Genomic DNA, 20,923 nt, shown 5'->3' on the forward strand with positions numbered 1-20,923 from the left:
AGATGAGTTATGTGTTAGGAGTTGATCTTGGGACAAGTGCGGTAAAAGTCTTACTTGTTTCTAAAACAGGTGAGGTTGTTGATGAAGTATCAAAAGATTACCCACTTTATCACGACAAGCCAGGCTACAGTGAACAAGATCCTGAAGATTGGGTAAAACAAACAAAAGCAGCATTAAAAGAATTAACAAGCCGTATGGATGATCCAAGTCAAGTAGAGGGCTTAAGCTTCTCTGGCCAAATGCATGGACTAGTCCTATTAGGTGAGGATCATAAACCACTTCGTCGTGCAATTTTATGGAATGATACACGTACTACTGCAGAGTGTCGTGAGATTGAAGAGAACGTTGGTTTAGACCGATTACATGAACTTACTAAAAACCCAGCATTAGAAGGCTTTACATTACCTAAACTATTATGGGTTAAGAAGCATGAACCTGAAATATTTGCTAAAGCAAAAGTATTCTTACTTCCAAAAGACTACGTTCGTTATGCATTAGCTGGCGACCTAAGTATGGACTACTCTGATGCAGCTGGAACATTATTATTAAATGTTGCAGATAAAGAGTGGAGTGAAGAAATGTGTGAGAAGAACGGTATTCCACTTTCACTTTGTCCAACATTAGTCGGTTCTGATCAGCAAACAGGTACGATCTTACCAGAAGTTGCTGAAGAAACAGGCTTAACTGTAAATTGTAAAGTATTTGCTGGTGGAGCAGATAACGCATGTGGTGCGATTGGTGCTGGAATTTTAGAAGACGGCTTAACTTTAAGTAGTACTGGAACTTCAGGAGTAGTTTTATCATATGAAGCAACTGGTGATAAGGACTTCCAAGGTCAAGTACACTACTTTAACCACGGTGATCCAAATGCATTTTACACAATGGGTGTGACATTAGCAGCTGGATATAGCTTAAGCTGGTTCAAAGATACTTTCGCAGATGAAATCTCATTTGAAGAATTAGTAAAAGAGGCTGAAGCTTCGACAGTTGGTGCAAAAGGAATGCTCTTTGCTCCATATATTGTAGGAGAAAGAACGCCATATCCAGATAGCGCAATCCGTGCAAGCTTTATCGGTGTTCACGCAAATCATAAGCGCGGAGACTTTGCTCGTGCTGTAATTGAAGGCATTACATTTAGTTTAAATGAATCAGTGGAAATCTTCCGTAACAAAGGGAAGAATGTTTCTAAAGTTGTTGCTATTGGTGGCGGTGCGAAGAGTGAATTGTGGCTACAAACACAAGCAGATATCTTCAATGCTGAAGTAGTAACATTAGCTAACGAGCAAGGACCAGGAATGGGTGCTGCTATTTTAGCTGCAGTTGGCTGCGGATGGTACCCAAGTCTAGCTGATTGTGCAAAAGACTTTGTTTCATATACAAGATCATACAAACCAAATCAAGAAAATGTTCAAAAGTACGAAAAATTATTTAAACTTTATCAAACGATTTATCACTCAACAAAACAACTTAACCACGATCTAGCAGAATTCCGTTAATCGCGGTTTAAAGGAGAAATGGGATAATGAAAACGTTAAAAGAGCATTTTAAAGATAAGTTTTTAGTAGGTGCAGCAGTTAATGCTTACACAATTGATCATGATAAAGAGTTATTGACAAAACATTTTAACTCAATTACGGCAGAAAACGAAATGAAACCAGAACATATGCAACCAGAACCGAATAAATTTACTTTCGAAGTTGCAGATAAAATGATTCAATTCGCTGAAGACAACGGTATGCAATTACGCGGGCATACACTTGTTTGGCATAACCAAATGCCAGATTGGTTCTTTACAGACGAGAATGGAAATGATGTATCTCGTGAAGAACTATTAAAACGTATGAAGGATCATATTACAGCTGTTGTTTCACGCTATAAAGGACGTATTCATGCTTGGGACGTTGTGAATGAAGCAGTAGAGGATCGTGGCGAAGAAATGCTACGTAAATCTAAGTGGATCGATATTATTGGTGAGGACTTCATTGACTACGCTTTCAAATTTGCTCATGAAGCAGATCCAGATGCATTATTATTCTATAATGACTACAATGAATCACATCCAGAGAAGCGTGAGAAAATCTATCAACTTGTTAAAGGTTTACTAGATCGAGGCGTGCCAATTCACGGTGTTGGATTACAGGCGCACTGGAATCTATATGATCCTAGCTATGAAAATATTGAAGCTGCGATTAAGCGTTATAGTGAGTTAGGCTTACAGTTACATGTTACTGAAATGGATGTATCTGTATTTGAATTTGGTGATGAACGTACAGACGTTAAAGAGCCAACAAAAGAGATGCTTCACCTACAAGCTGAGCGTTATGAGCGTTTCTTTGATTTATTTACAAAATATCAAGAGCATATCACATCAGTTACTTTCTGGGGTATTTCAGACGCATACACATGGTTAAATGACTTCCCAGTTAGAGGTCGTAAAAACTGGCCATTTGTATTAGATGAAAAAGGCGAACCAAAGCCAGCTTACCATAGAATTGTTAAATAGTTACTAGTCAAAAAAACCTCTGAACTTAATAATTCAGAGGTTTTTTAATGTTTTTAGAGTTTGTCTCATTATTATTTTACTTGATTCCAAGCACCGTGATTTACAGATCCGACAAACTGATTTAATTTAAAGCCAGCTTGAATTGCGGCATAGACAAAATCTTTTGCATGAATAACTGCTTCTTTAATAGGCTTACCCTGAGCAAGATTAGCTGTAATAGCAGCAGCGAATGTACAACCAGCACCATGGTTGTTATTTGTTTCTAGCTTTTCCTTTTCTAGAACTAAAAACTCATGACCATCATAAAATAGGTCGACAGCCTTGTCATGGTTAAGTGCAGATCCACCTTTAATGACAACATTTTTAACCCCTAAGTCAAGAATGATTTTAGCTGCTTCTTTCATCTGCTCTAAATTCGTAATAGGTCCGGTCTGAGCTAGTTGACCTGCTTCAAATAAATTAGGTGTCGTAATTGTAGCAACAGGTAATAAATGTTCACGTAAAGCAACAGTATTTTCAGGCTGTAATATTTCGTCGTCCCCTTTGCACACCATTACAGGATCTACAACAACATTAGTTAGGTTATTTTTTTTAATTTTATGTGCGCCTAATTCAATAATATCAACAGAGCCTAACATGCCTGTTTTCATTGCATCAATACCTAGTGATAAAATGGTGTCTAGTTGATTTTCAACTAGATTTACATCAATTGCTGTTACCTGATGAGTCCAAGTTTCCGGTACCATCGTAACAATTGATGTGAGTGCGGTCATACCATAGACGTTATGTTCTTGAAATGTCTTTAAATCAGCCTGGATACCAGCACCACCACTAGAGTCAGAGCCAGCTAAAGTTAATGTTTTCTTCATTGGTATGTCCCCCTACAAATAGTTATATTTAAAATCATACCACTATTTTAGCCACTAGAAAATAAAAAAATCTTATAATAGGCAATATTCATGAAATAACTCAAAACTAGAACTAGATTGCGAACATTGATTAAGATAGATAAGTAAAATATAATAGTATGGATAGAGAAATATGTTCGTTAAAGAAAATGAGCGAGTAATGGCATAATTAAAGAGAGGTAAATCGAATTATGATTAATGCATCTAGAAAGAGCGCAAGCGGCCAAGCGCATAGTAAGTTAATTTTAATGGGGGAACACGCAGTTGTCTATAATGAGCCGGCGATTGCTATTCCTTTTAACACATTAAGTGTTACCTCAATTATTAAACCTCATATCGGTAAAGTGAAATTTATTAGTCAGTTCTTTTCAGGAGAACTAGATCAGATGCCGGAGAAAATGCAGGGATTAGTTGAGTGTATTAAAGCAGTTTGTCAGAAACTTAATCAATCAGTTAGAGATTTTCAGATTGAATTGAAATCCTCAATTCCAATTGGTCGCGGTCTAGGCTCAAGTGCTGCAATCGCGGTATCTTTAGTTCGAGGATTATATAACTTTTTTAATGAGAAGTTGAATCATGACGCTTTAACAATGTTTGTCGATTTGGCAGAAAAGTATGCGCATGGTACACCAAGTGGAATAGATCGTGAAGCAACAACTCATAATCATCCAATCTTCTTTCAACGTAATCAACAAGTTGAAGAGATGGAAATTGGTAAACCACTCCATTTAGTCGTGGCAGACACCGGCCGTATTGGTGATACACATGCATCTGTTGCAAGTGTTAAACAACAATACCAGCAAAATCAGCATGTAACTAAGCAACGAATTGAACGGTTAGGTCAGTTAACAAGGCAAGCACGTCAACATTTGGAGACAGGTCGCATAAAAGAATTAGGGCAGTTGCTTGATGAAGCACATAGTGAATTAAGAGCCCTTAAAGTAAGTGATCCTGGCCTTGATCACTATGTAAAGGTAAGTAAAGCAGCCGGAGCGCTCGGCGCAAAACTAACTGGTGGTGGGCGTGGTGGTTGTATGTTGGCACTAGTTGACTCAGTTAAACAAGCAAAAATTGTCGAAGCGGCGCTTCAAGAAGCGGGTGCATCACAAACGTGGTATTGTAAAGTGGCTAATGAGGTGATGAGTTATGAGAGCTAAGGCTAGGGCACATACGAATATAGCACTAATAAAATATTGGGGTAAACGAGACGAAAAATTATTTCTGCCAACAAATAATAGTTTGTCAATGACGCTAGATCAATTTTACACAGAAACAGTCGTAGAGTTTAATCCAGATTTAAAACAAGATAAATTTATCTTAGATGGAATTGAGATGAATCCAGAAGAAACAGCGAAAGTAAGTCGTTTCATGGATAAGATACGTCGTTATACTGGTCAAAGTCATTATGCCTTGATTGATTCGATAAATCATGTGCCTACTGCAGCTGGTTTTGCTTCATCAGCATCAGGTTATGCTGCCTTAGCAGCAGCGGCAATGAAAGCTAGTGGCGTAAGCTTTTCAGAAAATGAATTATCGATTATGGCACGTCAAGGATCAGGTTCTGCTAGTCGTTCGATTTATGGTGGTTTTGTTGAATGGCAAAAAGGAGAAAAAGAAGATGGTTCAGATTGTTATGCTGTTCCAATCTTAGAGCAAGGCGCATGGGATCTTCGTGTATTATCTGTTGAGGTAACACATGAAGTGAAGAAAGTACTGAGTCGTGAAGGCATGAAGCGGACGGTAGAAACGTCACCATTTTTTGCTGGTTGGTTAGAAGCGGTTGCTGAAGATTTAGTTGAAGCTAAAGCAGCCATTGCTAAGCGTGATTTTATCCATTTAGGTGAAACTCTAGAACGAAATGCACTAAGAATGCATGCCACAACACTTGGAGCGAATCCGCCATTTATGTATTGGCAAAGTTCAACTGTAAAAGTAATGGAGGCTGTTCAAGCACTTAGAGAAAATGGCATTCATGCTTACTTTACGATTGATGCGGGGCCAAATGTAAAGGTTGTTTGCCAACCTGAAGATGAAGAACAAATTCTTGACGCTTTATCAGAGCTAGATGTTGTTCAGAACATTTACCGCTGTAAAGTTGGTCCAGGAGTAAGTTATTTAGAAGGATGATAGGAGAGAATAAGATGAATACAAAGCGGTATACAGTTCGAGCGCCGGGGAAGTTATTTATTGCTGGTGAATATGCAATTACAGAACCGAATCAAGATAGTATTGTTATGGCTGTCGATCGCTACCTATCTGTCAAAATTAAACGTCATCATTATAATCGATTAGAATTACCAGAATTGAATTTGTCGAATATACGTTGGAGTGAAAAAAGAGGAAAAGCAATTTTCAAAAAGTATCATCCTAGGTTAAGGTTTATTAAACATATTTTAGATACATTTTATGAATATTGTGGTGGTCATGCACCAGTACATATTCTTGTTTCAAGTGAGCTTGATTCAAATTCAGGTCAGAAATATGGGCTAGGATCAAGTGCAGCTCTTTCGGTTGCATTTTTAACAGCATTACTAAAATTTTCAAAGCAAAGTGAACAAGTAGAAAATCGATTAACAATTTTTAAACTAGCTTCGATCGCTCACTTCCGAGCACAAGGGAATGGTTCATGTGCGGATATTGCAGCGTCTACTTATGGTGGTTGGCTCAATTATCGAACCTTTAACAGTGATTGGCTCATGACGCAATTGAAAGAAGGAAGAACAGTAAAATCAATTGTCGAGTCGGAGTGGCCAGGATTAAAGATTGTCTCACTCAAAAAGCCGGACACACTGCATTTTTTAGTTGGTTGGACACAAGAAACTGCAAGGACAGCACCAATGGTTGCAAAGGTTCATAGATTAAAATCGAAACAACCAGAAAAATATAGTCGTTTCTTAGCTACAAGTCAAACAGCTGTTGAGCAAATGATAAGTGGCTTTAAAAATGGTGATCTTGATCGCATTATTACTGGAATGAAGCAAAATCGAAGTGCCTTGAGATTGCTAGGAATTGAGGCAAATGTTCCAATCGAAACAGAAAAACTTATTAACCTAATAGAAATAGCAACGCCTTATGGTGGAGCAAAAACATCAGGTGCTGGCGGTGGTGATTGCGGAATCGCCTTTATTATAGAAGAAGACAAAATTGCTGATATTTATCGACAGTGGGAAGCAGTGGGTATTAAGGCTCTGCCACTAAATGTTTCAATTGTAGGTGTACAAATGATCTAAATTTAAGGTGCCAATGGAATCTTCACCATCGGCACCTTATTTTATTATTTCATAACTCGACGGGCCCATTTCATCCGATTTTTTTTATTTGGATAGCGAAATGGTAAATCGAGTCTTGATGACTGTTTTAATACACTTTTTTGATGTGTAAATGTTTCAAAGCTAAACTTACCTCGATATGAGCCGATACCACTTTCCCCAATTCCACCAAACGGTAAGTGAGGCGAGCCTAAATGGTAGAGGGTATCATTAATACAGCCGCCACCGAATGAAATTTGTTCTAGGACAGTATTTTGAATGTGTGCTGTCTCTGAGAATAAATAAAATGATAGAGGCTTTGGTTGTCTCCTAATGTAATCAATGGCTTCATCTAAATGAGAGTATGTCAGAACTGGTAAGATTGGACCGAAGATCTCTTCGTGCATAATCGCTTGATGGCGATCGACATCAGTTAGTATAGTCGGTTCAATCTTATGTTTTTCTTCATCCACAGTTCCCCCATAACATACTTCACCGTTATTTAAATACCCTACTAATCTTTGAAAATGCTTGTCACTAACAATTTTTCCGTAGTCAGGATTGTCGAGTGGACGCTCGCCATATAAATGAATAATCGCTTCTTTTAAGTATGTTAAAAATTGTTCTTTGACATTTTCCTGAACGAATAGATAATCAGGTGCTACACAGGTCTGTCCTGCATTTGTGAATTTACCCCAAGCAATTCTTTTCGCTGCAAGTTTTAAAGAAGCATCATCATGTACGATAACTGGGCTTTTCCCACCTAATTCAAGTGTAATTGGTGTCAAGTTCTGACTTGCCTTCTCCATTACAATTTTCCCTACTGGTACACTGCCTGTAAAGAAAATATAATCAAATGCCTGATCTAATAATTTTTGGCTCGTCTCAACACCACCTAACTCAACAGCAATATAATCTTCAATAAATGTTTGATCGATGATTTCCTTAATGAGTTTAGAAACGGTTGGTGTAAGCTCAGATGGCTTGATTACTGCTGTATTTCCGCCCGCGATAGCTCCAACAAGTGGTGTCATCGCTAGTTGAAATGGATAATTCCAAGGCGATATGATCAATGCGACGCCAAATGGATCTGGGTAAATTCTACTGACCGAACCAACGTGAGTCATTGGCGTTTTCACACGCTTTGGCTTCATCCATTTTTTTAAGTGCTTTAAGACGAAATCAATCTCAGTATAAACGAGACCAATTTCAGTCGTAAAAGCTTCAAAATCAGATTTATTTAAATCCCTTTGAAGCGCTTTCATAATTTTGGACTCGTTATTTTTAATGGTCCCTTTTAGTAAAGTCAATGCTCGTTTACGGTATTGATAAGGGCGTGTGACACCCGAATAAAAAAAATCTTTTTGACGCTCTAATAAATCCATATAAATCAACCTCCACTACCAATTTAGATTATTATACCAAATAATCTAACTATTGATTGAATAAATAGATTATGAAACATAGTTAAATTAGGCATATGAATAGTAATCTTGTTAACAGTAAATTTAAATATGCATTTTTATTATATATGCATCAAAGGTATAAATTAGAAGAATTCCGCAGTGGGATATTTGTTTATTTATTGATATCGAGGGAATTTTGATAATATAAACAAATATATTGACGAGCAAAACAAAAACATGATAAAATTATCTCGAATTCAAGATTGTTTTTTCTTAATAAATTTAGGAGGCCAAATTGATGGTTAGTGAATTAAAAGGAATCCACCATGTAACAGCAATTACCAGTAGTGCCGAAAAGAATTATGAATTTTTTACGTTTGTTTTAGGAATGCGTTTAGTTAAAAAGACAGTTAACCAAGATGATATTCAAACATATCACTTGTTTTTTGCAGATGATGAAGGAAATGCCGGAACAGATGTGACTTTCTTTGATTTTCCGGGTATTCCAAAAGGAACACACGGGACAAATGAAATTTATAGAACTGCATTTCGTGTCCCATCTGATGAGACGGTTGAATATTGGTTGAAACGATTTGATCGACTTAATGTGAAACACGACGGTGTGAGTGAGCAATTCGGTAAAAAAGTTATTAATTTCGTTGATTTTGATGATCAGCAGTATCAGTTAATATCTGATGAAAATAACAAAGGTGTAAAATCAGGTGTACCATGGAAAAAGGGGCCAATTCCACTTGAATATGCAATTACTGGACTAGGACCAGTTCATATTAGAATCAGTCACTTAGATTACTTTAAACAAGTATTAGAAAAAGTACTAGGTTTTAAAGAAATTGATCAGAATGGTGACCAATACTTATTCGAAGTTGGTGAAGGAGGTAACGGTGCTCAGATTATTGTTGAATATAATCAAATTTTACCAGATGGCAGACAAGGGTATGGTACAGTTCACCACGTTGCATTCCGTGTTCATGATCGTGCAGCTTTAGAGGAGTGGATTGATTATTTACCACAGTTTGGTTTCCAGACATCAGGCTATGTTGACCGACACTTCTTTGAGTCACTATATGCTAGAGTAACGCCACATATATTATTTGAATGGGCAACAGATGGTCCAGGATTTATGGGGGATGAACCTTATGAAACGCTTGGTGAAAAGCTGTCATTACCACCATTTTTAGAATCTAAACGTGACTATATTGAGTCTGTCGTTCGCCCAATTGATACGGTTAGAAGTACATTAGATTTGAAAAAAGAATAGCACACTAAAAAAGGTACTAAATGAATAAAACAGTACCTTTTTTTACACCCATTATCATTTTATCTTGTAAAACATGGTGTAATTTACTTAGTAAAATTGATTGGAGTGGATCCATGTGAAAAAGTTTAGCCTATTGATTTTGTTAATGTGCTTAACAATTGGTGTACTTAGTGGTTGTATGTCTGACCAGACAATTAAATCCGGAGAAGAGGATAATAATTTAGAAGAAGTTGAACAAAATCATGAAGAATTATCAAAATTAGCAGCAGAAAATGAAGAATTACAAAGACAAATCGAGTCATATGAAATGGAAGCAGAAAATATACAGCAATACATAATATCTTATCAATCGCAAATTGACGAAATGTTTAATCTTCTAAACGAAGATCAGAAATTAGCATTAGCACAAGCTTATTGGCAGTACGAGTTAACAGTGAATGAAACGAATATACCTGATGATGGTGTAATTGAAATCGAAAATCAAGAAGTTGTGATCTCACTATCTCAACATCAATCTGAAGATACTTACCTACCTTATGAACTTATTGAGCTTGGTCGTTTAAGTGGTGAGTATTTCCATGAGCATATTTTACAAGTCAAGCCAGAACAAGATGAAGAGACATGGCGAGATGGGACAATTGTAACTGCTTATGAACTTATCTTCACAGATCTCGCTTCAGGATCAGAGGTTGAAATCACAATTACCGATGAACTAAAAGAGCGGTTAGGATTGCAGACAGATCTACTAATCATTCGAATAAAATAAGCACCCCACTGACCAATTCATAAACCTGACAAATCAGAAGGCATTTTATGCTAGAATAAAATTAATTAAGTAATGAAGGATTGATTAGTATGCCAACATTCTGGTTTGAATTATTATATCTGTTAGTTGCATGGGGATTAGCTGCATATTCAAAGAGCGCCACGGCAGGTCTTGATCCAAAGACGATTATGTTAAGTGCGCTCTTTTTTACGGTTTATTTTTGTTTACCGTTAATGAAAAAAAGAATCAAACTATTTCAATTGGCACTAGTATTGTTAGCTATAACTGCTTTTTATACGTATAGTACCATTAGTTTCAACGGGGTTGTCTTGTTAATAATTTTAATGGTTAGTAAGCAGGCGATTGATCACTTACAAGGCTTTAGACTTTATGTTCAGCTTTTTATTCAATTTATACTTATCATGCTTCCGTATCTACTAAGATTAGATTATTTACTGATCAGCTATACAATGCTGTTACTTCTGTTAGTTGGCTTTTTACTCTATATTTGGCAACGAACCAATTTATCCTATCACCAATTAAATCATGCCTATATTGAACTTGAAGCGGACTATAGGAAGCTTAAGCGACATACAGTTATTCAAGAGAGAGTCGTTCGTCAAGATGAACGTAATCAGGTTGCTCGTGATCTTCATGATTCCGTAGGCCATAGACTAACTGCTTTACTTATGCAGCTTGAAGTTGCTCGGATTCAAGTGACAGATAAAGAATTTCGCAATAAATTCGATCAATTAAAGGCATTAGCACAAATGAGTTTAGATGAGACAAGAGAAGCATTAAAAACATTAAAGAGTGAGCAAACAACTGGTCTAACAGCTGTGATACAATTAATTCGAAAACTAGAAGCGGAAAGTCATTTGCGTGTGTCATTTCATGTTCAATCAGGAGCGTTGTCAGTACCATTAACAAATGCTCAGTCAGTTGCACTTTATCGATCAGTGCAAGAAGGTTTAACCAATATGATGCGTCATAGCCAGGTTAGGCAAGCTAGTGTTGAATTTCAATTGATCGGTGATCGATTTTTTCGCTTCCAAATTAGTCATCCGTTAAAAACCAAGGTGGAAATACAGGAGGGCTTTGGCCTTAAATCAATGAGAGAACGCTTGGAGCAATTGGCTGGTTCATTGAAAATCAATCAAGTAGAAGGAGAGTTTCGTTTAATTGGGACTTTTCCCATTGAGGGAGGGGAGCGTGAATGATGTCAATCTTATTAGTAGAAGATCAAGTGCTTGTTAGACAAGGCTTAAAAATGATGATCGAAACAGATCCAGAGCTTAAAGTAACTGGGGAGGCAAGTAACGGTAAGGAAGCCATTGAACTTTGCTATAAAAATCATTTTGATCTGGTGATATTAGATATTCGTATGCCTGAAATGACTGGATTAGAGGCATTAAGAGAAATTAGACGCAATTGGCCAGAGGTAAAAACATTAATTTTAACAACATTCAATGATGAAGATTATGCTTTAGAGGCTCTTAAATATGGTGCGAATGGATACATGTTAAAAAATGCAGATGCAAAAGAACTTATTCGAACGATTCGCAGTTGCTTAAAAGGTGGTTTAGCGCTTGAGGATCAAGTAGCTGCAAAAGTTGTCCCAGCCTTAATAGAAAAAGAACAAAAGCAAGTCATCGATCCGACATTAACGAAGCGTGAACTTGATATAATCATAGGAGTGGGACGTGGATTAAGCAATAAGGAAATTTCAGAGCAACTCTTTTTGTCGGTTGGTACGGTGAAAAATCATATTTCTGTCATATTAGATAAATTAGAGCTGCGAGATCGGACGCAACTTGCCATTTATGCATTACGCCATCATATTGTCTAATTAATGACTGAGGTCATGGTTAATAAAAAAATTAGTGACTGGAGATAGTGGGTACACTATCTTTTTTTGTATAGAATTAAATTAGGAAAATAAGAAAGCGGGTGTTTCCATGTTACAAGTTAATAATTTACACAAGAAATTCAAAACGATTACGGCAGTTAATGGTATTAATTTATATCTTGAAGAAGGAGAATCAGTTGGTTTACTTGGTCCAAACGGTGCGGGTAAATCAACTGCGATTTCAATGATTTCTACATTACTTACACCTACAAGCGGTGATGTGCTTTTTAAAGGGCAAGATGTTTTAAAGCAACCAGATGTGCTTCGGCCAGTGCTTGGCGTTGTACCACAAGAAATCGCATTATACGAAGAATTAACCGCTTATGAAAATATGCTTTTTTTCGGTAAGACTTACGGTTTATCAGGTAAGAAATTAAAGCGTAAGATTGACGAAGTGTTGGAGTTAGTCGGATTAACAGAGCGGAAAAAAGAACGGATCAAAAACTATTCAGGAGGTATGAAGCGTAGAATTAATATTGCTGTTTCTCTTATGCACGAACCAGAGGTTTTAATTATGGATGAACCAACTGTAGGGATAGATCCACAATCAAGAAGTTATATTTTAGAGATGGTTCGTGAGCTAAATCGTAATAAAGGTATGAGCATTTTATACACAAGTCATTATATGGAGGAAGTTGAGAAGCTTTGTGATCGAGTTTATATTATGGACCATGGTCAAATTATTGCATCAGGGACTAAAGAAGAGCTCAAAAGTATTTTATCTAGTGAGGATACAATTTTAATTGAAGTTCAGCAAAAGTCGGATCAACTTATTAATCACTTAAATGAACATGCTTTAATTCAACAAGTTGCAGAGGTAGATCAAGGCTATAAAGTAATTGTTGGAAAAGGTGCAGATGTATTTGCTGATATTTTTGAAATCGCTAATAAGTGTCAAGTTAAAGTAAGGGGCGTTCATATTCAAACGCCAACATTGGAAGATGTATTCTTGCATCTAACTGGAAGAAAATTAAGAGATTAGGGGGCTGAACGGATGTGGAATTTAATTAAGAAAGACTTTCTAACGATTTCTCGTGACCGTTCAGAGATTCTTATATTACTTGCTATGCCGATGATTTTAATTGCTATCTTAGGATTTGCACTAGGGAGTATTATCTTCGGTACGACGGAAATGGATCCAATTCCAGTTGCATTAGTTATCGAAAATGATATCGATCAGGATATTGAGCAATTACAAGAAGATCTATTAGTCGCAGGCTTGCCGGAGCAAGTGATTGGTCAAATGCTAGAGAGTAGTGCAACAATTGATCCATTTGTAAGTCTACAAGCTGTCCTTCAATCACCAGAGCTAGAAGTAGTAATTGATTTACAGGAAGATTACAGTCAGGAAGAGGCGGAAGCAGCTTTAGCTAATGATGAAGTCTCGGCAATCATTACAATTCCTGAGCAATTATCTTATCAAACTCTAAAAGCTTTTTATCTTGGTGAAGAATCAAATGCAAATATTGAAGTATTAGTTCAAGATCATGAGCAAATTCAAGCAAGAATTGTAGAAGGAATCATGGCTAGTTTTTCTGAACATTACAATTTGGAATTATCAATTGCCTTAACAACAGAGAATGAGGCAGTAGAGACAACTGTTACTGAAGAAAACTTTGGTAAGATCGTTCATTTCTCAACTGAAGAGCCTGTATCATCGTTTCAGTATTACACATTTGGTATGGCTGTGATGTTTGCTTTATATGTCGCTTCGACAATATCAAGTAATGCTTTTAAAGAAAAAGAAAGTTATGTCTTTGCACGATTAATGATGACTGGAGAGAGACCACTTCGATATTTACTAAGTAAAGCTGTTTCAGCTACGATATTAACACTCGTACAATTAACGTTTCTATTTAGTGTGTCAACACTATGTTTCAACATATTTTCAAATAAGAGTTTAGAATTTTGGCTGACGCTTATTTCAATCACATTTGTTTATGCACTTGTAGTTGGTGCATTAGCTACCCTTTTAACATCAATTGCGATTCAATTTAACAATGATGCAATTTCTGGATTTTTTGCAGGTGGTGCTGTTGTGATTTTTTCCTTCCTTGGTGGAAGTATGACGCCAGTTGAGCAAATGTCTCCAATTATGCGTGAGATTGGGAATTGGACTCCTAATGGTGCGGTGATGACAGCTTATCTCCAATTAATGCAGGGCTTTAGTATAAATGAGTTTTTACCTATGCTTTATAGGGTAATGGGTATGGCTGTAGTGTTTACCTGTATAGCTGTTGCAATTTTCCCGAAAAGGAGGTTAATGTAATGTGGTCTGTCTTTAATTTACAATGGTTACGATTAAAAAGAGAACCGATTCTAGCGTTATCATTTCTTACAATGACCATTTTATTTGTCTTCTTTATCGGTGGTACACAGGGTGAACAAACGATTACTGTTAAAACATTCAGCGATCAATTATCAGAAGCGGAACTAGACCAATGGCTAGATCATTTAAACGATGTAGATGGCTATCACTTTGTCGCCAGTGATCGTAATACTGTAGAAAAACAATTACAAATGAGTCAAATAAGCTTCGCACTAGAGTTAAATCATCAAGACTATCAATATTTAGTGGGGCAGGACTCACTTTTTATCAATTCAGTTAATCAACATGTTGAGCAAGTTTATCGAAAGCAATTAAGGATTAATGAAATTGCTAAAAACTTCCCTGATCAGTCACTAGAATTACAAAATTATCTTCAAATTAACTCAACGAGTTTAGCAAATTCGGTTTCGGATAGAGAAGAGGCAGGAGCTCATATTGTATCAGGTATGACTTTATACTTCGCTCTTTATACTATTTTATTTGGCATGATGAATATAGCCGTCGAAAAGCGAACAGGGACATGGGATCGACTAATCATCACCCCATTAAAGAAAAGCCAAATTTATGTTGGTCAACTGCTACATTATTTCTTGCTAGGTGTCTTACAAATTGTAATTTGCTTTACTTTTTTCGACTACGTATTAAATTATCATTTTGGTGATCAGTATCTCTCAATTATCATAACAGTCATGGCATTTGTTTTTGCAGCAGTCGCACTTGGCATGCTGGTGATTAGTATAGTAAAATCTCCGCAACAGCTACAAGCAGTTATTCCGATTGTTTCAACGGCATTTGCTATGCTTGGAGGGTCATATTGGCCAATTGAATTAGTGACAAATAAATTTTTACTAGCTTTATCTAAAATAACCCCAATCTATTATGGAACTAAAGCGTTAAAAGATGCGATGTTATATAACGCGGGATTAATTGATATTCTCCAACCGATATCAATCTTATTACTAATGGGTGTCATATTTATGGGGGTTGGATTAAACTTAATGGAACGAAATAATTAAGCGTGAAATTTTATCTAGTGTATAAGAGACCACTCGAATTGACTACCTAAGGTGACAAATCGAATGGTCTTTTTTATATTTGACAAACAGAGTAAAGTTTTATCGATAGCAAGATATCCTGTTTAAATGATCAATCTAAAGTAGCGACTATAAAAAAGTCATAAGTAATTGTATAATATAGATAGCGGATCATGATGAAATGAGGATTGTTAAAATGTATCTTGGCTTCGATATTGGTGGAACTTTTGTTAAATATGCATGGATGATGCGTTCTGGTGAAATTATTAAGCAAGGTAAATTTAAGACGCCTTACGAGACAGCTAATTCTTTAATTGAGAGAATGATTGAGATTTATCAGCAGTCAACGGAGACGGTCAAAGGCATTGCAATTAGTTGTCCTGGGAAAATTGATATCGAAACAGGAGTTGTTTATTATGGCGGTGCTCTCACTTATTTACATAAAACAAATATGATCAAGCAGATAAGTGAGCGATGTGGCGTACCTGTTTCAATTGAAAATGATGGTAAATGTGCAGCCCTAGCAGAAAAGTGGCAGGGTAGTGTGAAAGATTATCAAAATAGTGTCATTTTAACTTTAGGCACAGGCGTTGGTGGTGGTATCATTATTAATGGTAATCTCCATCGAGGGGCAAATCTTGAGGCGGGCGAACAAAGCTATGTGATGACAGGTTTTAATCATGAAACAAATAAGGCCGATTTTGTTACGCCTGGTTGTTCAGCATCTGAAATGGTTAATGAAATTGCTAAGCTAAAAGGATTAGCAGAAAATGATGGTGTTGGGGTGTTCAAATATATTGATTCAGAAGACCCAGAGGCACTTGAGATTTTTAATCGTTTTTGTAAAAATGTAGCTGTTCAAATTTTAAACTTACAATATATTCTTGACCCTGAGATCTTTGCGTTAGGTGGCGGTATTAGTGTGCAGCCAGCTTTTCTCAAGGGTGTCAAGGAAGCGGTAGAAGTCATTAAACAAGCGAATCCACATCATGTTGCTTCGCCAAATATTGTAACTTGTCACTTCACTAGTGCAGCGAATTTATATGGAGCACTTTATCATTATCTAATTCAACATGAATCATATCAATAAATGATGATAATAGAAGCGACTCAATGTAGAGAAGCTTCTATTTTTTCTTGCATAGACGAACATTAAGTAATCTTAATCTACATAGAGGTGATGACATGTCATTTACAAATTTAGAAGAATTAATTTGTGAAGCAACAGAGGAGCAAACTACAATTGCGTCACTAATGATAAATTTAGAAGTAAAACAAACAGGTTTAACAGAGAAGCAAGTAGTTGAGAAGATGAAAGAGCAATTTAAGATCATGAAAGATTCAGTCAGGAAAGGAACTCTTGAGTCCGTTCAATCTCGTACAGGCTTAACTGGTGGGGATGGTCATCGTTTATTTGAGTATGCTAATAAACATCAGTCATTTGTTGAATCAGGAACCCTACTTACAGCGGCAAATGCTTTAGCTGTATCAGAGGTAAATGCGGCTATGGGGCGAATTGTTGCTACTCCTACGGCTGGATCAGCGGGTATATTACCAGCTGTAATGGTCCAAGCATTGGATAGTGGCAGATTTACTTATGATCAAATTATCCATTCAATGTTTACAGCGTCAGCGCTAGGATTAGTTATTGCCAATAAAGCCTCTATCTCAGGTGCAGCAGGTGGATGCCAAGCTGAAATTGGCTCTGCAACAGCGATGGCCGCAGGTGCACTTGTTGAACTGGCAGGTGGTACGCCTACTCAAGTCGGTCATGCAGTCGGAATTGCACTAAAAAATTCGTTAGGTTTAGTTTGTGACCCTGTCGCAGGGTTAGTAGAAATACCTTGTATTTATCGAAATGGATTACATGCAATTACAGCTCAAGCAGCTGCTGATATGGCTTTAGCTGGAGTTAGAAGTATTATACCACCAGATGAAGTCATTCAAGTGATGCATGAGGTCGGACAGGAAATGCCCGAATCCTTACGAGAAACAGGAATCGGTGGACTTGCAGGTACGCCAACAGGCCAAAAACTTAAAGAGAAGGTACTGGGACAATCATCAAAAGAAAATGGTCCCGCAAAATATAATAGTGCCTATGATATTGTCGGGCCAATAATGGTCGGTCCATCGAGCTCACATACAGCAGGTGCTGTTCGAATTGGTAATATTGCTTATCAGCTATTAAATGAAAAACCTAAGACAGTAACATTTACTTTAATGGGTTCATTTGCAAAAACATATCAAGGTCATGGGACAGACTTAGCACTATTAGCTGGTGTCCTTGGCTTAACAACTATGGACGACCAGATTCCAGAAGCAAAGGCAGTAGCCAAACAAAATGGCTTATCATATTCTTTTACGACAAGAGTATTAGGTAGTTATCACCCAAATACAGTTTTAATCGAGTTAGCAGGAGAGTCACGTAAGGTTAAGCTAATAGCAAGTTCAATTGGTGGTGGAAAAGTTGAAGTGCAAGAGCTAGACAATTATCCACTTAAATTCAGTGGCGAACAGCCAACTCTAGTACTTAGACATCAGGATAGTCGCGGTGTAATTGCTGAACTATCAAGCTTTCTGTATGAGAAGGGTTTTAATATTGCAAGGTTACTTAACGAACGGTCAAGTATAGGAGGATCAGCGATTACAATTTGTGAAGTAGATTATTTAGTTGATGATTCTTTGTTAACAGAGCTAAAAGCTGCACTTCCGATAATTGATGAATTATTGTTAATAAAAACAGACTAATCTCATGCTATTCCACCAATCTGTGGATAACTAAACTTTACATCCTGTGGATAATGTGAATAATACGGTGGATAACTATAAAACGTGGGTTAATAATGTGGGTAAGTATGTTAATAAATCATATGAAGACAAAATTTTGTTACAGCAGCCTGTGAATGAATAAAATATGAATTGATCATGTGGATAGAATTGTGATTAGATCTTGGTAAGATAAAACGAGATAGTTCTGTCGGTAAGCATTAATCCCAATAAATCAGTAAACAGTGCTAATTGTATTTAAATGATTGTAACAAAGAACAAGGAATCCAGTATGAACTGAATTCCTTGTTTGTTTTAGCTGAGTTTTGTCCCGGCTTAGTTTATTTAGCACGTTCTTCATAAAGAGAACTAATCTTCACAATTGTTTCAACAGCTTTAATCATATGGTCGACTGAGACAAATTCAAATTTGCCGTGGAAGTTCTCTCCACCAGTAAATATATTAGGGGTTGGTAAGCCCATATATGATAGCTGAGAACCGTCAGTTCCGCCACGGATTGGTTCAATTACTGGTTCAATATCTAGCTCTTTCATTGCTTCAGCCGCAATATCGACAATATGACGAACCGGTTCAATTTGATCTCGCATATTGTAATATTGGTCTGTCATTTCTAATAATATGCTTTGTTCACCGTACTTTTGTTTAAACTCATCAACTAATTGACTGATAAATGCTTTTTTCTGTTCGAAAGCCTCTCGGTCATGATCACGAATGATGTAATAAAGCTGTGATGATTCAGTATCACCGTTTAAGGAAAGTAAGTGGTAAAACCCTTCATATCCTTCGGTAAACTCTGGTGCTTGATCAGCAGGGAGTCGATAATGAAAGGCCATTGCTATTTTAATCGAGTTAACCATCGTATTTTTAGCAGTACCTGGGTGAACGTTATTGCCCTTAATCGTAACTTTAGCTGCAGCAGCATTAAAGCTTTCGAATTGTAGTTCACCTAGTGGTCCCCCATCAACAGTATAAGCATAATCGGCACCAAATGCCTCAACGTCAAATTTATGCGGTCCGCGTCCGATTTCTTCATCAGGTGTGAAAGCCACTCTAATTTTTCCGTGTTTAATTTCTGGATGTTTAATTAAGTAATCCATCGCAGTCATAATTTCAGCAATACCTGCTTTATTGTCAGCACCGAGTAGGGTTGTGCCGTCTGTTGTAATTAATGTTTGTCCATGATAATTCTTTAGATTTGGATACTCATTTGGTGATAGAACAATATTTTTTTCTTGATTTAGGATAATGTCTTTCCCATCATATGCTTCGACAATCTGTGGTTTTACATTTTTCCCGGTAAAATCAGTTGCCGTATCTAAGTGTGCTAAGAATCCAATTGTCTCAACATTTTTATCAGTATTGGCAGGTAATGTAGCCATCACATAACAGTTTTCATCAATCGATACATCTGTCATGCCAATTTCCTTTAGTTCTTCAATCAGTTGCTTGGCCAATATCCATTGCCCCTCTGTAGATGGGCAAGTTTCGTTGTCTTCATTTGATTGTGTATCAATTTTTACGTATGATGTAAAGCGTTCAATTAGTTTATCTTTCATTTACATTCAGCTCCAATTAATATTAATATAATTTATTTTAGCATATTAACATGATCACTATCATTCGGGATAAAAAATTATTATTAACATAATAAAATATGGTACAGTTAAAAGTAGTATATGTAATTTCGGATCGATGATTAAAGTAGATGAGGGGTAAACAAGATGACTGATCAAATTAACAAGAGAAAAGCAGAACACATCACTCTCTGTTTAACAGATCAAGTGACAGGGGAAGGTATTACATCAGGAATGGAGTCAGTTCGTTTAATTCATAACGCTCTACCTGAAATTGATTTTGATAAAATTTCTTTAGCAACACGTTTTTTTAATAAAGAGATCAAGACACCTTTTTTAATTAGTTCAATGACAGGTGGATCAGAAGAAGCAACGATTATTAATCGAAATTTAGCGATTGCAGCTGAAGAGCGTGGTTGGGTCTTTGCCCTAGGATCAACACGTGCTTTAATTGAAAATGATGCATATAGCGAGTCATTTCAAGTTCGTGATCTAGCACCAACGATACCAATTATCGCAAATTTAGGTGCAGTTCAGTTAAACTACCGTTTTACAGCCGAAAAATGCCAACAAATTATTGACCGAACTGAAGCAAATGGATTAGTTCTACACTTAAATTCAATTCAAGAGGTTATCCAAACGAATGGTGACACCAATTTTGAAAATTTATTACCAAAAATAGAACACCTCGTCAGTTCATTAGACGTACCTGTCGGTGTTAAAGAAGTTGGCTGGGGGATAGATGGTGAAACAGCTCGACAATTACGTGATGTGGGGATACAGTTTATTGATGTAGCTGGAGCTGGTGGAACGTCGTGGAGTCAAGTTGAGAAATTACGCTCTCATGATCCGATCCGAAAAGAAGCAGCTGAAGCATTTGTTGATTGGGGTATTTCTACTGTTGAAAGCCTGATTACTGTTAAACAAGAAGTTAATGACGTACCAGTCTTTGCTAGCGGTGGCATGAAGACAGGTGTGGATGCAGCTAAGGCGATTGCTTTAGGTGCAGATTACGTTGGATTTGCACGTTCATTACTTAAGAATGCGACAATCTCAGCTGAAGCGGTTAGTCAGATGATGGCAACTCGAGAATTAGAGTTACAAATGGCGATGTTTGGTTTGGGGACGCTGACGATTAGTGATTTACAACAAACAAAACGTGTTCAAATAAAATAGTCTA

Annotated in this window: 18 protein-coding genes; 15 read left to right on the forward strand and 3 right to left on the reverse strand. The window is 36.8% G+C overall.

Annotated elements, in window-relative coordinates; all coding sequences use genetic code 11:
- The first annotated feature begins 2 nt into the window (after window positions 1–2).
- Window positions 3–1,496, forward strand: coding sequence for a xylulokinase (gene xylB / locus AXY_RS01510; protein WP_015009017.1), 1,494 nt, complete (start codon window positions 3–5; stop codon window positions 1,494–1,496).
- 26 nt (window positions 1,497–1,522) lie between these two features.
- Window positions 1,523–2,503, forward strand: a complete 981-nt coding sequence (locus AXY_RS01515; protein WP_015009018.1) for an endo-1,4-beta-xylanase — start codon at window positions 1,523–1,525, stop codon at window positions 2,501–2,503.
- A 71-nt stretch (window positions 2,504–2,574) separates the two neighbouring features.
- On the opposite strand, the gene thiD is transcribed toward AXY_RS01515, so the two are convergent.
- Window positions 2,575–3,378, reverse strand: a complete 804-nt coding sequence (gene thiD / locus AXY_RS01520) for a bifunctional hydroxymethylpyrimidine kinase/phosphomethylpyrimidine kinase (RefSeq protein ID WP_041450069.1) — start codon at window positions 3,376–3,378, stop codon at window positions 2,575–2,577.
- Between the two features lie 224 nt (window positions 3,379–3,602).
- On the opposite strand from thiD, the gene mvk reads away from it, so the two are divergent.
- The 3 genes from mvk to AXY_RS01535 are packed head-to-tail and all read left to right on the forward strand — an operon-like array spanning window position 3,603 to window position 6,641.
- Window positions 3,603–4,568, forward strand: a complete 966-nt coding sequence (mvk, locus tag AXY_RS01525; RefSeq protein ID WP_015009020.1) for a mevalonate kinase — start codon at window positions 3,603–3,605, stop codon at window positions 4,566–4,568.
- Window positions 4,558–5,538 (forward strand): diphosphomevalonate decarboxylase, encoded by a 981-nt coding sequence (gene mvaD / locus AXY_RS01530; RefSeq protein ID WP_015009021.1) that lies wholly within the window; start codon window positions 4,558–4,560, stop codon window positions 5,536–5,538. The genes mvk and mvaD overlap by 11 nt, the downstream gene beginning before the upstream one ends.
- Window positions 5,539–5,552: 14 nt before the next feature.
- Window positions 5,553–6,641 (forward strand): phosphomevalonate kinase, encoded by a 1,089-nt coding sequence (locus AXY_RS01535; RefSeq protein WP_015009022.1) that lies wholly within the window; start codon window positions 5,553–5,555, stop codon window positions 6,639–6,641.
- Between the two features lie 44 nt (window positions 6,642–6,685).
- On the opposite strand, the gene AXY_RS01540 is transcribed toward AXY_RS01535, so the two are convergent.
- On the reverse strand, window positions 6,686–8,044 hold the full coding sequence (locus AXY_RS01540; RefSeq protein ID WP_015009023.1) for an aldehyde dehydrogenase: 1,359 nt from the start codon (window positions 8,042–8,044) through the stop codon (window positions 6,686–6,688).
- Window positions 8,045–8,363: 319 nt separating this feature from the next.
- Between AXY_RS01540 and AXY_RS01545 the strand changes: the two genes are divergently transcribed.
- The 9 genes from AXY_RS01545 to sdaAA all read left to right on the forward strand — a co-directional run bounded on the left by AXY_RS01545 (window position 8,364) and on the right by sdaAA (window position 18,130).
- On the forward strand, window positions 8,364–9,344 hold the full coding sequence (locus tag AXY_RS01545; protein ID WP_015009024.1) for a ring-cleaving dioxygenase: 981 nt from the start codon (window positions 8,364–8,366) through the stop codon (window positions 9,342–9,344).
- A gap of 115 nt (window positions 9,345–9,459) precedes the next feature.
- Window positions 9,460–10,110, forward strand: coding sequence for a hypothetical protein (locus AXY_RS01550; RefSeq protein ID WP_015009025.1), 651 nt, complete (start codon window positions 9,460–9,462; stop codon window positions 10,108–10,110).
- 89 nt (window positions 10,111–10,199) lie between these two features.
- Window positions 10,200–11,330 (forward strand): sensor histidine kinase, encoded by a 1,131-nt coding sequence (locus AXY_RS01555; protein WP_015009026.1) that lies wholly within the window; start codon window positions 10,200–10,202, stop codon window positions 11,328–11,330.
- A complete protein-coding gene (locus AXY_RS01560; RefSeq protein WP_015009027.1) occupies window positions 11,327–11,959 on the forward strand; it encodes a response regulator in 633 nt (210 codons plus the stop codon). The genes AXY_RS01555 and AXY_RS01560 overlap by 4 nt, the downstream gene beginning before the upstream one ends.
- A gap of 109 nt (window positions 11,960–12,068) precedes the next feature.
- Complete coding sequence (locus tag AXY_RS01565; protein ID WP_015009028.1) at window positions 12,069–13,001, forward strand: daunorubicin resistance protein DrrA family ABC transporter ATP-binding protein; 933 nt, start codon at window positions 12,069–12,071, stop codon at window positions 12,999–13,001.
- Window positions 13,002–13,013: 12 nt separating this feature from the next.
- On the forward strand, window positions 13,014–14,288 hold the full coding sequence (locus tag AXY_RS01570) for an ABC transporter permease (RefSeq protein ID WP_015009029.1): 1,275 nt from the start codon (window positions 13,014–13,016) through the stop codon (window positions 14,286–14,288).
- Window positions 14,288–15,364 carry an ABC transporter permease gene (locus tag AXY_RS01575; RefSeq protein ID WP_015009030.1) on the forward strand — a complete coding sequence of 359 codons (1,077 nt, stop codon included), beginning with the start codon at window positions 14,288–14,290 and terminating at the stop codon, window positions 15,362–15,364. The genes AXY_RS01570 and AXY_RS01575 overlap by 1 nt, the downstream gene beginning before the upstream one ends.
- 214 nt (window positions 15,365–15,578) lie before the next feature.
- Window positions 15,579–16,472: an ROK family protein gene (locus AXY_RS01580; RefSeq protein ID WP_041450070.1), complete on the forward strand. Its 894-nt coding sequence runs from the start codon at window positions 15,579–15,581 to the stop codon at window positions 16,470–16,472.
- Window positions 16,473–16,567: 95 nt separating this feature from the next.
- Window positions 16,568–18,130: an L-serine ammonia-lyase, iron-sulfur-dependent, subunit alpha gene (sdaAA, locus tag AXY_RS13125; RefSeq protein ID WP_015009032.1), complete on the forward strand. Its 1,563-nt coding sequence runs from the start codon at window positions 16,568–16,570 to the stop codon at window positions 18,128–18,130.
- 359 nt (window positions 18,131–18,489) lie between these two features.
- On the opposite strand, the gene pepT is transcribed toward sdaAA, so the two are convergent.
- Window positions 18,490–19,725, reverse strand: coding sequence for a peptidase T (pepT, locus tag AXY_RS01590; protein ID WP_015009033.1), 1,236 nt, complete (start codon window positions 19,723–19,725; stop codon window positions 18,490–18,492).
- Between the two features lie 165 nt (window positions 19,726–19,890).
- Here pepT and fni point away from each other — a divergent pair, with 165 nt between their 5' ends.
- Window positions 19,891–20,919 (forward strand): type 2 isopentenyl-diphosphate Delta-isomerase, encoded by a 1,029-nt coding sequence (gene fni, locus AXY_RS01595; protein WP_015009034.1) that lies wholly within the window; start codon window positions 19,891–19,893, stop codon window positions 20,917–20,919.
- Window positions 20,920–20,923: the final 4 nt, after the last annotated feature.

Origin of the sequence: Amphibacillus xylanus NBRC 15112 (assembly GCF_000307165.1) — a bacterium.
In the GTDB taxonomy this organism is placed as follows: Bacteria; Bacillota; Bacilli; order Bacillales; family Amphibacillaceae; genus Amphibacillus; species Amphibacillus xylanus.